Raw genomic sequence first — 13,720 nt, 5'->3', positions numbered from 1 at the left:
CCGCGCATGACCACCAGCACCCAGCACGTCGACCACCTCGTGGTCGGGGGCGGCGTGATGGGCTCGGCCGCCGCGTGGCAGCTCGCCCGGCGCGGGCGCGACGTGGTGCTGCTCGAGCGCTTCGCGCCCGGGCACGCGCACGGCGCCTCGCACGGGACGTCGCGCATCTACCGCACGACGTACGCCGAGCCCGAGTACCTCGACCTCGCGCAGGAGGCGCTCGCGCTGTGGCGCGAGGTCGAGGACGAGACCGGCACCGAGCTTCTGGCCGTCACCGGTGGCGTGAGCCACGGGCGGCGCGACGGCGCCGCCGAGCGCCGCGCGGACGCGATCGGCGCGGCGTTCGCGGCCCGCGGGATCGAGCACGAGTGGCTCGACCCCGCGGCCGCGGCCGAGCGGTGGCCGGGACTGCGGTTCGAGGGCCGGGTGCTGCACGAGGTCGCGACGGCCGGGCGGCTGCACGCCGACCGCGCCGTCGCGGCCCTCCAGGGCGCCGCGGCCGCCCGGGGCGCCGACGTCCGGCACGAGGTCGCCGTCCGGCACGTCGAGCGGGTCCCGGAGGGCGTCCGCGTCGTGACCGACGGCGGCGACGTCGTCGCGCGGGTCGTCGTCGTGACCGTCGGGGCGTGGAGCGCGGGCCTGCTCGGCGGCCCGGCCGGCGGGCTGCTGGGGCAGGAGCTCCCGCTCGTCGTCACCCAGGAGCAGCCCGCGCACTTCGCGCTCGCCCCGGGCGCGACCCCGCAGGGGTGGCCCGCGTTCACGCACGACGTCGGCCCCGGGACCGCGTGGCCGAGCGGCGTCTACGGCCTCGCGACCCCGGGCGAGGGCGTCAAGGTCGGCTTCCACGGGGTCGGCCCCGTCGTCGACCCCGACCGGCGCTCCTACCGGCCGGAGCCGGGCCAGCTCGCCGCGCTGCGCGACTACGTGCGCACCTGGCTGCCCGGCCTCGACCCCGACGCCTACGTCCCGGTGAGCTGCACGTACACGACCACGCCGGACCACGACTTCGTGCTCGACCGCCGCGGCCCGGTCGTCGTCGGCGCCGGGTTCTCCGGCCACGGCTTCAAGTTCGCCCCGGCGGTCGGCCGCGTGCTCGCCGACCTCGCGACCACCCCCGACGACCTCCCCGCGGCCGACCGGTTCGCGCTCGCCCGCCTCGCCGCACTCCCCGAGAGGACCGCCTCGTGACGATCGCTCCCGCACCTGCCGCCGCGGACGCCCCGGCTCCGTCCGCGGACCCCGCGACGCTCCCCACGCCGGCCCACGACACCGACGGCCCCCGCGTCGCGCTCGCGGCGCGGTACGGCGTGGACCCCGGCTCCGTCGAGGACGTCGCGCCGGGCGCGACCGAGGGACTGGCACCCGTGGACCGGCCCGGCACCGTCCTCGCGACGCAGCTCGGTCACCGGACGGTGCGCCGCTACCTGGCCGACCCGCTGGCCGACCAGGTCGTCCCGACGCTCGTCGCCGCCGCGCAGTCCGCGCCGACGTCGTCGAACCTCCAGCTCTGGAGCGTCGTCGCCGTCACCGACCCCGCGCGCAAGGACCGGCTCGCGGCGCTCGCGGGCGGCCAGGACCACGTACGCACCGCGCCGCTGCTGCTCGTGTGGCTCGCGGACGTCGCGCGGGCGCGCGCCCTCGGCGAGCGCGAGGGCGTCCGGCTCGAGGCGACCGACTACCTCGAGACGACTGTCGTGGCGTTCCTCGACGCCGCGCTCGCCGCGCAGAACGCCGTCGTGGCTGCCGAGTCCCTCGGCCTCGGCACCGTCTACATCGGGGCGCTGCGCAACCACCCCGCGCAGGTCGCGGCGGAGCTCGGCCTGCCCGAGGGCGTCGTCGCGGTCGTCGGGCTCGTGGTCGGCCACCCCGACCCCGCGGGCGGCGAGCGCGTCAAGCCGCGGCTGCCGCAGGCGGCGGTGCTGCACGCCGAGCGCTACCACGGCGACCAGGCGGAGCACGTCGCGGCGTACGAGGAGCGCATCGCGCCCTTCTACCGCGCGGAAGGGCTCGACGGCGGCTGGCACGACCGCGTCGTCGACCGCCTGCGCGTCCCCGGTGCCCTCCGCGGGCGCGCCCACCTGCGACCCACGCTCGCCGCGCTCGGGTTCCCGTCCAAGTAGCCCCGGTCCCGTCCCGCGCCCGGGAGCAGTCGGGACCCACCGCACCACCACCGGCCGCCGCACACCACTGAAGGAAGCCATGTCGTCCCACCAGCACCCGCACCAGACCGCCACTCCCGGCGGGCCGCGACCGGCGTCCGGCCGCGTCCCGCTGTCCGTCCTCGACCTCGCGATCGTGCCCGAGGGGGCGACGGGACAGGACGCGGTGCGCCGCGCCGTCGGGCTCGCGCGCGACCTCGACCGGCTCGGGTACCACCGCGTCTGGTACGCCGAGCACCACCTGTCGCCGGGCGTCGGCTCCGCCTCGCCCGCCGTGCTCGCCGCCGCCGTCGCGGCCCGGACCGAGCGCATCCGCGTCGGCAGCGGTGCCGTGCTGCTCAGCACGACGAGCCCGCTCGTCGCCGCCGAGCAGTTCGGGACGATCGCCGCGCTGCACCCCGGCCGGGTCGACCTCGGGCTCGGCCGGGCGTTCACGCCGCCGACGGGGGAGAAGAGCGCGAAGGCCGCGCCGCAGCGGGCGGCCCGGTCCGGCGCGACCGGGCCGCGCGTCGTCGAGGGGCTCTACGTCCCGGGAGCTCCGCCGTCGAACGTCAACGACTCCGTGCTGCGCGAGCGGATCCTCGCCCAGAAGCGGATCGTCGGGGCCTCGCGCACGCCGGTCAGCTTTCGCGACGAGCTCGACCTCGTGCTCGGCCTGCGCGCCGGGACGTACCGCGACGAGCACGGGACGCCCTACGTGAGCCCGCCCGTCGAGGGCGCCGACTGGGACCTGTGGGTCCTCGCGTCGAGCCCCGGCGAGAGCGCGCGCGTCGCGGGCGAGCTGGGGCTGCCGATCGCCGCGAACTACCACGTGGCGCCGTCGGCGACGATCGACACGGTCGCCGCCTACCGCGAGGCGTTCCGTCCGGGCGTGCTCGACGAGCCGTACGTCGTCGTGTCCGCCGACGTGCTCGTCGCCGACACGATCGAGCGGGCGCGCGAGCTCGCGACGCCGTTCGCCGACTGGGTGCTCTCCATCCGCAGCGGCGTCGACGGCGCGATCGCGTACCCCGAGCCGGGCACCTCGCCCGCGTGGGAGGAGCGCCCGGAGGCCGAGCGCGCGCTCGTCGCGGACCGCGTCGACACGCGGATCGTCGGCGACCCGGAGACGGTCGTGCAGCGGCTCGAGACGCTGCGCCGCGCGACCGGCGCCGACGAGCTGCTCGTCACCACCGCGACCCACGACGCCGACGACGCCCGCCGCTCGTTCGAGCTGCTCGCCGAGCACTGGTTCGCGGCAGACCTCGCTCTCGACGCCGCGGCGACACCCGCCGCCACCGGCGTCGCACCCGCGCTCGCCACCACCCCCTGACGCGAGATCGACCCGCGCGTCGCCAGATCGACCTCCTGAAGGTCGATCTCAGGCGTGCGGGTCGATCTGGCGACCTCACCCGAAGGAGAGACCCATGACCACGACCCCGCCCCTCCAGGCCGCCGCCGACGCCGCGGCCAAGGTCGCCGACGGCGCGCTGCTGATCGACGTGCGCTCGGCCGGCGGTCGCGCCGCGCACGGCGAGATCCCCGGCGCGACCCTCGCCGACCGCCACGACCTCGACGCGCTGTTCGGCCCTGCCGACAACCCGGCGATCTCGCTCGACACGCCCGTCGTCGTCGTGTGCGGGTCGCCGAACGGCTCCGGCCCCGTCGCCGAGGCGCTCGCCCAGCGCGGGTACACGCACGTCTCGCACGTCGACGGCGGCTTCCCGGCCTGGAAGGACGCCGGCCTCCCGGCGTCCGACCCGGTCGAGGCGCCCGCGACGTCCCCCGAGCCGACGGCGTCCCCGGAGCCGACGGCGCCCGCCCGGCCCTGAGCCGGCGTCCGACCCGTACCGCGAACCACCCGCACCCACACCCACGGAGACCCTCATGCCCGTCGAGTTCCTCGGCATCGCCACGACCAACGACGCCTCGGAGACCACCGAGCGCACGACCGCCGCGTTCGACCCCGCCTACCTCGAGCGCATCGTCCGCGCGCACGAGGACAACGGGTGGACGCGCGTGCTCTTCGCCTACGGCTCCTCCGGCCCCGAGCCCGCCGCCCTCGCCGCGTACACCGCGGCGCGCCTCGACTCGATCGAGCTGCTCCTCGCGCACCGGCCCAACGTGTCCTACCCGACGTACGCCGCCAAGACGTTCGCGACGCTCGACCAGCTCTCCGGCGGGCGGCTCTCCGTCCACTTCATCACGGGCGGCAACGACCACGAGCAGGGCCGTGAGGGTGACACGCTGACCAAGGACGAGCGGTACGCGCGCACCCACGAGTACATCCAGATCGTCAAGCAGGCCTGGGCGAGCTCCGAGCCGTTCGACCACCACGGCCCGTTCTACGACTTCGACGACTTCGTGCTCGACGCCAAGCCGTTCGAGGGACGCACCCCGACCATCTCGTTCGGCGGGTCGTCCGACGCCGCGTTCCGCGTCGGCGCGGCCGAGGCCGACATCTACGCCGTCTGGGGCGAGCCCCTCGACCGCACCGCCGAGCAGATCGCGCGCGTGCACGCCGAGGCCGCCGCCGCGGGCCGCGCGACGCCGCCCCGCATCCACGCGGCGTTCCGGCCGATCGTCGCCCCGACCGAGGAGCTCGCGTGGGAGAAGGCGCACCGCATCCTCGACCGGATCGAGGCGCGCAAGGCGGCCGCGGGCGGGCAGCTCAGCCGTCGGCACCCGATCGACAAGCCCGAGAACGCGGGCTCGCAGCGACTCCTCGAGATCGCCGCGCAGGGCGAGCGCTTCGACACCGCCCTGTGGACCGCGACGGCCAAGGCCACCGGCGGCGCCGGCAACTCCAACGCGCTCGTCGGCACGCCCGAGCAGGTCGCCGAGGCCCTCCTCGCGTACTACGACCTCGGCGTCCGCGTCATCTCCGCCCGCGGCTACGACCTGCTCGACGACGCGATCGACTTCGGCCGCTACGTCATCCCGATCGTCCGCGAGGAGGTCGCGAAGCGCGACGCCGCGACCGCGGAGGCCGCCGCGGCCTGACGGTCCGCGACCGAGATCGGCAGAGAAGGACGAGATCGGCAGCCCCGGCCGAGGTCGGCACGTGCACCTGCCGACCTCGACCGGTGCTGCCGATCTCGGTGGCGCGCCCGCCCGGCCCGACCACGAACGACGACGACAAGGAGCAGGACCGTGCGTTTCCAGGTACTCGACATCGTGTTCAACCCGCCCCATCCGGTGACCGGGGAGGCGGTCGCGCCGTCCGACCGGCTGAACCGGGTCGTGGAGACGGCGGTGCTGGCGGAGGAGCTCGGGTTCGACTCGTTCGCGGTGGGGGAGCGGCACGCGGGGGAGGTGCTGTCGTCGGCACCGACGGTGATCCTCGGTGCGGTCGCGGCGCGGACGTCGCGGATCCTCCTGAGCACCGGCGTGACGGTGCTGTCGCTGCTCGACCCGATCCGCGTCGCCGAGGACCTCGCGACGGTGGACCAGCTGAGCCGGGGGCGGCTGGAGATCGTCATCGGCAAGGGCAACGAGGTGCTCCAGTACCCGCTGCTGGGGCTGGACATCGACAAGCAGTACGAGTACCTCCAGGAGAACTACGAGCTCCTGCGGCTGCTGCTGTCCGAGGAGGACGTGAGCTGGACCGGGCGGCACCGGCACGCCCTGGAGCACGCGACGACGCTGCCGCGTCCGTTCGCGGGGCCGTTCCGCATCTGGCACGGGTCGGCGACGTCGCAGTTCGCGGTCGATCTCGCGGCGCGGTACGGGGACCCGATCGTGAGCGCCAACGCCCTCCAGCCGCGCGAGAACTACCAGGTGCTCATCGACCGCTACCGCGAGCAGTACGCGGAGCACGGGCACGACCCGGCGTACGGGTTCGTGGGGTCGGGCTCGGGGGGCCTGTTCCTCGCGGACACGACGGAGGAGGCGATCGAGCAGTACCGCCCGATCTACGAGGGTCAGGTCGCGGCGGCGGCACGCCGGGGATACGGGCCGGACGCCGTCGGGAAGGCGCCGAGCTTCCGGACGGTCGAGGACGCGGTCGAGCGGGGCCCGGCGCTGGTGGGGTCGCCGGAGCGCGTGGCCGAGAAGATCCTCGACTACCACGCCTCGTACGGGCACGACCTCCAGTCCGTCTCGGTGAACCACCTGATCCCCGCCTCGCAGCAGGAGGACGTCCTGCGCCGGTTCGCGGAGGAGGTGGTCCCGGTCGTGAAGGCCGAGGTGAAGACCGACCTGTGGAGCGCGGCCGACGCGCGCCGCGCGGCGGGGTTCACCGCGGCCTGACCGGGCCGCCGGACCGGAGCAGGACAGGGCCCGTCTCGCCTCGCGAGGCGGGCCCTTCCCGCGCTCGTGGTGGCCCCGCGACGGCCCACGACGCTGCGCAGCAGGAAACATCCGTCCGCCTGGCGGGACGCCCGTCTCGAAACTTGACTCAACCGGTCGGGATTGTCTTTCCTGCTCCCAGGTGACGAGCGTCAGCACGCAGGCCCGGCTCGCTGACCAGCAACCCTTCGACGTGACGGGGTGCTCCGGGAACGACCTGACCGCGTGGCTTCCGCCGCGCGGTAAGCACGGCACCCCGGTGGGTTCCCCGCCGCGCCGGCCCTCGGCCCGGCGCGGACGACCACCGGCGCCGGACGATCGCCGGTCCTCAGCCGGCACACGAGGAGAGCAGCACGACATGATCCCCACACCTCACCGACGCCGGTCCCTGACCGTCGCCGCGGCGGCCGCCGCGACGGGCCTCCTGCTCAGCGCGTGCGCGGGCGGCGGCTCGGGCGCGTCCGACGACGACGGGTCGCCGAGCCCGTCCGGCGAGCCCGTGGCGGGCGGCGACCTGACCTTCGCGATCACGGTCGACTCGCACTGCATCGACCCGCAGCAGGTCGGCAACAACGACGCCATCGCCGCGGCCCGCCAGACCGTCGCGTCGCTCACGGCGCAGGACCCGGAGTCGGGCGAGATCCTGCCGTGGCTCGCGGAGAGCTGGGAGGTGAACGACGACGCGTCGAGCTACACGTTCCACCTGCGCGACGACGCGACCTACGCCGACGGCACGCCGATCGACGCCGAGTCGGTCAAGACGAACTTCGACGCGATCGTCGCGCTCGGCGCGACGGCGTCGCTCGGGTCGCAGTACCTCGTCGGTTACGAGGGCACGACCGTCACGGACCCGCAGACCCTCACGGTCGACTTCGCGGCGCCGAGCGCCCAGTTCCTCCAGGCCACCTCGACGTTCTCGCTCGGCCTGCTCGCGCCGTCGTCGGCCGACCTGAGCGTCGAGGACCGTTGCGCCGGCAAGTTCGTCGGCTCCGGGCCGTTCTCCGTGAAGTCCTACACGCAGGACCAGGAGATCGTGCTCGAGAAGGTCGCGGGCTACGCATGGGGCTCGGAGGCCAACGACCACCAGGGCGAGGCCTACCTCGACACCGTGACGTTCAAGGTCATCCCCGAGGCGAGCGTGCGCAGCGGCAGCCTGGTCTCCGGCCAGATCGACGCCACGGCCGCGATCTCGACCGTCGACCTCCCGCAGTTCGACGGGAACGGGTTCTGGCTCGAGTACCGCGCGAACCCGGGCGTCGTGTTCAACCTCTTCCCCAACGAGTCGAGCCCGCTCGCGGGCGACGAGGCCGTGCGGACGGCGATCCTCAAGGGCATCGACCGCGAGCAGATCGCGGACACCGTGCTCAGCGAGCAGGACGAGCCGGCCACGAGCGTCCTGTCGCACTCGACGCCGCTCTACGAGAGCGTCGCGGACGAGCTCGCCTACGACCCCGAGGGCGCGAAGAAGATCCTCGACGACGCGGGCTGGGTCGAGGGCGCCGACGGCGTCCGGGAGAAGGACGGCCAGAAGCTCTCGACGACCGTGACGTTCTGGCAGGTACCGGAGCCGCTCGAGCTGGTCCAGCAGCAGCTCGCGCAGATCGGCGTCGACCTCCAGCTCCAGCACGTGACCGTCGCGGAGTCGCAGGCCATCAAGGAGAGCGGCGACTTCGACTTCGACTACTACAACCTCACGCGCTCCGACCCGGACGTGCTGCGGACGATCTTCTCTGCCAACGCGCGCAACATCAACCAGCGTGACGCGGAGGAGGTCGACGACCTCCTCGACGCGTCGGCCGCGGCGACCGACCCGGCCGAGCGCCAGGAGCTCGTCACGGAGGCGTCGCGCCTCCTCGTCCAGAAGGGGCACGCGATCCCGGTCTACGAGCTGTCGACGACCATCGCGGCGGCCGACACGGTCCACGGCCTGACGTTCGAGGCGTCGTCGCGCCTCGACTTCTACGACGCCTGGGTCACCCAGGGCTGACCCGACGGGTCCGCCTGCCCGACGTCGCGGCGTCGGGCAGGCGGACCGTCCCCCACGGAAGGAGGACCGACCCATGGGCCGGTACGTCCTGCGTCGCGCCGGGCAGGGGCTGTTCGTGCTCTGGGCGGCGTTCACGATCTCGTTCTTCGTCCTCTACCTGCTGCCCAGCGACCCGGCCGCGCTCATGGCGAGCGGCGGCGGCGAGGCGGACCAGGTGGACCCCGCGCTGCTCGACGCGCTCCGCGCGCAGTACGGCCTCGACCGACCCGTGCTGGTGCAGTACGCCGACGCGCTGTGGCACGCGCTGCGCCTCGACTTCGGCACGTCGTACTCGTCGGGCGCCCCCGCGACCCAGCTCGTGCTCCAGGCGCTCCCCGAGACGCTCCGGCTCACGGCCGCGGCTCTCGTCCTCGCCGTCGTCGCAGGCGCAGGCATCGCCATCGCGAGCACGTTCCCGCGCGCGGCCTGGTTGCGCCACGCGCTCGCGTCGCTGCCGCCGCTCGGCGTCGCGCTGCCGCCGTTCTGCCTGGGCCTGCTGCTCCTCCAGTGGTTCTCCTTCCAGCTCCCGGTGTTCCCCGCGATCGGCAACGAGGGCGCGATCAGCCTCGTGCTGCCGGCGATCACGCTCGCCGTGCCGGCGAGCGCCGCGCTCGCGCAGGTGCTCGCGCAGAGCCTGCGCGGGACGCTCGCCGAGCCGTACGTCGAGACGGCGCGCGCGAAGGGCGCGAGCCGGGCGCGCGTGCACTTCGGCCACGCGCTGCGCAACGCCGCGATCCCCGCGCTGACCGTGCTCGGGGTCCTCGTCGGCGGGCTGCTCGGCGGCACGGTCGTCACGGAGACGGTGTTCTCGCGCGCGGGCCTCGGGCGACTGACGGTCACGTCGGTGGACGCGCAGGACATCCCCGTGGTGCAGGCGGTGGTCGTCCTCTCGGCGCTCGTGTTCGTGGTCGTCACGCTCCTGGTCGACCTGCTCTACCCCCTGCTCGACCCCCGGATCGACGCACGACAGAAGGCGGTGGCCGCATGAGCACGAGGCCGGGAGTGCGCATCGTGCTCCGGGACGAGGTCCGGGTCGCGGACCGTGCCGCGGTGGCCGACGCGCCGCCGTCGGGCCCGCTCGTCCCCGACTCCCCGCCCGCCGACGCGCCCGAGGTGCGCACGCCCGAGGAGATCGAGGTCGCGGACCGCGAGGACGCGCGCGCGATCATCCGGTACGGGCGGGTCCGCGGCGTCGGCACGGCGGGCCGGTGGCGCCGCGGGGTGCGGTACGCCGTGCGGCGTCCTGGTCTGGTCGTCGCCGTGCTCGTCGTCCTGCTCGTCACGGCGTGGGCGGTCGTCCCGCAGCTCTTCACGGCGTACGACCCGCTGACGGGCGTGCCCGCGGACCGGCTCCAGCCGCCGTCGGGCGCGCACCTGTTCGGCACCGACCACCTGGGGCGAGACGTGTACGCGCGCGTCGTCCACGGCGCGTCCGCGTCGCTGAGCGCGACCGTCATCGCGGTCGCCGTCGGGCTCGTCGCCGGGTCGCTGCTCGGCCTGCTCGCGGGGTTCGTGCGCGGGTGGGTGGACGACGTCGTCGGCCGGTTCGTCGACGTGCTGCTCGCGATCCCGAGCATCCTGCTCTCGCTCGCGATCATCACGGCGCTCGGGTTCGGGACGGTCAAGGTCGCGATCGCCGTCGGCATCACGAGCGTCGCGACGTTCGCGCGCGTCATGCGGGCCGAGGTCCTGCGCACCTCGACGTCGGTGTACGTCGAGGCGGCCCGCGCGTCGGGGGTGCGCTGGTACGGCGTGCTGGGGCGTCACGTGCTGCCCAACTCGACGGGACCGGTGCTCGCGCTCGTCGCGCTCGAGCTCGGCACGGCGGTGCTCGCCATCTCGGCCCTGAGCTTCCTCGGCTACGGGACGCCGCCGCCCGCACCGGAGTGGGGGTCGCTCGTCTCGGGCGGGCGCGACTACCTGGCCACCGCGTGGTGGCTCACGACCATGCCGGGCCTCGTGATCGTCGCCGTCGTGCTGTCGGCGAACCGCATCGCGCGGGCCCTGGAACGGACCGGAGGGGACGCATGACCGCCACGACGCCGACCACCCAGGAGCGTCCCGGCACGACGTCGGACGAGGTGCCCGCGCTCGAGATCCGCGGGCTCGAGGTCGCCTACCGCACGCGCGACGGCGGCTCGTACGCGGCCGTCCGCGGCGTCGACCTCACGGTCGGCGCGGGCGAGGTCGTGGCGCTCGTGGGCGAGTCCGGCTCGGGCAAGAGCACGACGGCCCACGCGGCGCTGCACCTTCTCTCGCGCGGGGGAGCGGTGACGGCCGGGACCATCCGGCTCGGCGGACGCGACGTCGGCGACCTCTCCGAGAAGGAGTGGCAGCAGGTGCGGGGCCGCGACGTCGGCCTCGTGCCGCAGGACCCGACGGTCTCGCTCAACCCCGTCACGCGCGTGGGCGACCAGGTCGCGGAGGTGCTCGTCATCCACGGGCTCGCGCGGCGCAAGGAGGCGCGCGAGCGGGCGGTCGAGCTGCTGCGCCAGGCCGGGATCGACGACCCGGAGGCCCGCGCGCGGCAGTACCCGTCGCAGCTCTCCGGGGGCATGCGCCAGCGCGTGCTCATCGCGATCGCGGTCGCCGCGCGCCCGAGGCTCGTCGTCGCGGACGAGCCGACGAGCGCGCTGGACGTGACCGTCCAGCGCCGCATCCTCGACCACCTGGACGGCCTCGTGCGCGACCTCGGCACCGCCGTCCTGCTCATCACGCACGACCTCGGGGTCGCGGCGGACCGCGCCGACCGGATCGTCGTGCTCGAGCGCGGCGTCGTCGTCGAGGAGGGCACCGCGGACCAGGTGCTGCACGACCCGCGCCACCCGTACACCCAGCAGCTCATCGCGGCGGCGCCGAGCCTCGCGAGCTCGCGCCTGGTCGCGGGCGGCACCCCGGAGACGACGCCGGGCGACGGCGTCGTCCCGCGCGCCGACGCGAGCCGCGCCGCGGTCGCGAGCCGCGCCGACGGTCAGGGGATCACGGTGCCCGACGGCGCCGGTCCGGACACCGCGAGCGCGCCCGTCCTCGCGGTGCGGGACCTGCGCAAGGAGTTCACGCTGCCGCGGGGCGCCGCGCACCGGACGCTCGTCGCCGTGGACGGCGTGAGCCTCGCGGTCGGGCGGGGCGAGACGTACGCGCTCGTGGGGGAGTCCGGCTCCGGCAAGAGCACGACGGCGCGGCTCGCCCTCCGGCTCGAGCGGCCCACCGCGGGCACGGTCGAGTTCGCGGGCGAGGACATCACGACGGCGCGCGGCGAGCGGCTGCGGTCGCTGCGCCGTGGCTTCCAGGTGGTCTACCAGTCCCCGTACGCGTCGCTCGACCCGCGGTTCACCGTCGAGCAGATCGTCACCGAGCCGCTGCGGGCGTACCGGGTCGGGTCGCCGTCCGAGCGTGCCGACCGGGCGCGTGCGCTCGTCGAGGACGTCGCGCTCCCGCCCGACGTGCTCCGGCGGGGACCGCGCGAGCTCTCGGGCGGCCAGCGCCAGCGTGTCGCCATCGCGAGGGCGCTCGCCCTGAACCCGGCGCTCGTCGTGCTCGACGAGCCCGTCTCGGCGCTCGACGTGTCCGTGCAGGCCCAGATCCTCGAGCTGCTCGTGCGGCTGCAGGCCGAGCACGGGCTCGCATACCTGTTCATCTCGCACGACCTCGCGGTCGTGCGCCAGGTGTCCGACCACGTCGGCGTCATGCACCGCGGGCGCGTCGTCGAGCAGGGGGCGGCCGAGCAGATCCTGCTCGACCCGCAGGAGGAGTACACGCGCGAGCTCGTGGCGGCCATCCCCGGCCGACGCGCGCTCCAGGACGCGTCCCGGGCGTCGTCCACGACCGCAGGGAGCGCACGATGACCGTCGCCGCCGCGCGAGCCGCAGAGCTCCGCACCCGACCGAGCGCAGCGCCGCGCGTCCTCGCCGACCCCGCCCCCGCGCCGTCGCGCACCGGGCTCGCCGGCCGCACCACCGAGCTGCTCCAGGCGATGATCCGCAACGCGTGCGTCAACGACGGCACCGTCGGCTCGGGGCACGAGGCGCGCAACGCGCGCGCCGTCGCCGACGCGCTCGACGGCCTCGACCTCGAGGTCGAGTGGGTCGAGCCGCGCCCCGGCCGCACGTCGCTCGTCGCGCGCCTGCGCGGCACCGACCCGGAGGCGCCGTCGCTCGCGCTCGTCGGGCACACCGACGTCGTCCCCGTCGAGCCGGAGGGGTGGACGCGCGACCCGTTCGGCGGCGAGCTGGTCGACGGCTGGGTCTGGGGCCGGGGTGCGATCGACATGCTGGGACTCACGTCCGCGTTCACGGTCGTCATGCGCGCGGTCGCGGAGAGCGGGCGGCGGCTGCGCGGCGACCTCGTGCTCGCCGCCGTCGCCGACGAGGAGCACGGCAGCACGTGGGGCGTCGACTGGATCACGCAGCACCGGTACGACCTCGTGGACGTCGACGCGGTCCTCACGGAGTCGGGCGGGGTGCCGGTGGGGTCCCGGGGGAGCCGCACGATCGCGGTCGGGGAGAAGGGCGGCGCCGGGCGCCGGCTGCGGGTCTTCGGGCGGCCCGGGCACGGGTCGGGGCCGTACGGGTCGCTCAACGCGATCGTGCTCGCGGCCGAGGCCGTGCGGCGGATCACCGCGCACCGCGGGCCGGTCGTCATCGGCGACCTGTGGCGCCGCTACGTCGACGCGCTCGACCTCGCGCCCGACGTGCGGGCCGCGCTGCTCGACCCCGCCCGGATCGACGACGCGCTGCCCGAGCTCGGTGCGCTCGCGTCGGTCGCGCACGCCACGACGCACACGACCGTCGCGCCGACCGTGCTGCACGCCGGCTCGAAGCCCAACGTCATCCCCGGGCTCGCCGAGGTCACGCTCGACATCCGCGTCCTCCCGGGCGCGACCCCGCAGGACGTGGCCGACCTGCTCGACGACGCGCTCGGCGACCTGCGCGAGCACGTGCACGTCGAGGGGGACTGGTTCGGCGAGGCCTCGCAGTCGCCCACCGACGGCGCGGCGTACGCGGCGATCGAGCGGGCCGTGCGCGCGCACGCGGGCGCCGACGTCGTGCCGGTCCTCGGGACCGGCGGCACGGACGGGCGCTTCTTCCGCCGCCGCGGCGTGCCGGCCTACGGGTTCGGGCTGCTCAGCGAGCAGTGGGACCCCGGGGTCTTCCGTTCCCTCTTCCACGGGAACGACGAGCGCGTCGACGTCGAGTCGCTGGGGCTCACGGCCACCGCGCTGCACGACGTCGTGACGAGCTACCTCGGGTGAGCGGTCATCCGGGTG

11 protein-coding genes and 1 riboswitch are annotated in these 13,720 nt (G+C 75.2%); all 11 genes read left to right on the top strand.

Annotated elements, in window-relative coordinates; all coding sequences use genetic code 11:
• The first annotated feature begins 6 nt into the window (after positions 1-6).
• Positions 7-1,188, top strand: a complete 1,182-nt coding sequence (locus A0J59_RS01815; protein WP_064315032.1) for an FAD-dependent oxidoreductase — start codon at positions 7-9, stop codon at positions 1,186-1,188.
• Positions 1,185-2,120, top strand: coding sequence for an NADPH-dependent oxidoreductase (locus tag A0J59_RS01810; RefSeq protein WP_255364878.1), 936 nt, complete (start codon positions 1,185-1,187; stop codon positions 2,118-2,120). Before A0J59_RS01815 ends, A0J59_RS01810 begins: the two co-directional genes overlap by 4 nt.
• A gap of 79 nt (positions 2,121-2,199) precedes the next feature.
• Complete coding sequence (locus A0J59_RS01805) at positions 2,200-3,471, top strand: LLM class flavin-dependent oxidoreductase (RefSeq protein ID WP_082918655.1); 1,272 nt, start codon at positions 2,200-2,202, stop codon at positions 3,469-3,471.
• 94 nt (positions 3,472-3,565) lie between these two features.
• Positions 3,566-3,970: a rhodanese-like domain-containing protein gene (locus A0J59_RS01800; protein ID WP_064315031.1), complete on the top strand. Its 405-nt coding sequence runs from the start codon at positions 3,566-3,568 to the stop codon at positions 3,968-3,970.
• Between the two features lie 55 nt (positions 3,971-4,025).
• On the top strand, positions 4,026-5,141 hold the full coding sequence (locus tag A0J59_RS01795) for an LLM class flavin-dependent oxidoreductase (protein ID WP_047231344.1): 1,116 nt from the start codon (positions 4,026-4,028) through the stop codon (positions 5,139-5,141).
• A gap of 150 nt (positions 5,142-5,291) precedes the next feature.
• A complete protein-coding gene (locus A0J59_RS01790; protein WP_064315030.1) occupies positions 5,292-6,389 on the top strand; it encodes an LLM class flavin-dependent oxidoreductase in 1,098 nt (365 codons plus the stop codon).
• A gap of 180 nt (positions 6,390-6,569) precedes the next feature.
• Positions 6,570-6,683, top strand: a riboswitch (SAM riboswitch).
• A 103-nt stretch (positions 6,684-6,786) separates the two neighbouring features.
• Entirely contained in the window at positions 6,787-8,415 is a 1,629-nt protein-coding gene (locus tag A0J59_RS01785) for an ABC transporter substrate-binding protein (RefSeq protein WP_064315029.1), read from the top strand.
• Positions 8,416-8,488: 73 nt separating this feature from the next.
• A complete protein-coding gene (locus A0J59_RS01780) occupies positions 8,489-9,442 on the top strand; it encodes an ABC transporter permease (RefSeq protein WP_064315028.1) in 954 nt (317 codons plus the stop codon).
• Positions 9,439-10,485 carry an ABC transporter permease gene (locus tag A0J59_RS01775; RefSeq protein ID WP_082918654.1) on the top strand — a complete coding sequence of 349 codons (1,047 nt, stop codon included), beginning with the start codon at positions 9,439-9,441 and terminating at the stop codon, positions 10,483-10,485. The genes A0J59_RS01780 and A0J59_RS01775 overlap by 4 nt, the downstream gene beginning before the upstream one ends.
• On the top strand, positions 10,482-12,299 hold the full coding sequence (locus A0J59_RS01770) for an ABC transporter ATP-binding protein (RefSeq protein ID WP_047231347.1): 1,818 nt from the start codon (positions 10,482-10,484) through the stop codon (positions 12,297-12,299). The genes A0J59_RS01775 and A0J59_RS01770 overlap by 4 nt, the downstream gene beginning before the upstream one ends.
• Positions 12,296-13,705 (top strand): M20/M25/M40 family metallo-hydrolase, encoded by a 1,410-nt coding sequence (locus A0J59_RS01765; protein ID WP_082918653.1) that lies wholly within the window; start codon positions 12,296-12,298, stop codon positions 13,703-13,705. Before A0J59_RS01770 ends, A0J59_RS01765 begins: the two co-directional genes overlap by 4 nt.
• Positions 13,706-13,720 lie beyond the last annotated feature (15 nt).

This window comes from Cellulosimicrobium sp. I38E (genome assembly GCF_001647255.1).
In the GTDB taxonomy this organism is placed as follows: domain Bacteria; phylum Actinomycetota; class Actinomycetes; order Actinomycetales; family Cellulomonadaceae; genus Cellulosimicrobium; species Cellulosimicrobium cellulans_E.
The sequence above is the reverse complement of the archived record's forward strand: the minus strand, read 5'-3'. Positions and strand labels throughout refer to the sequence as shown.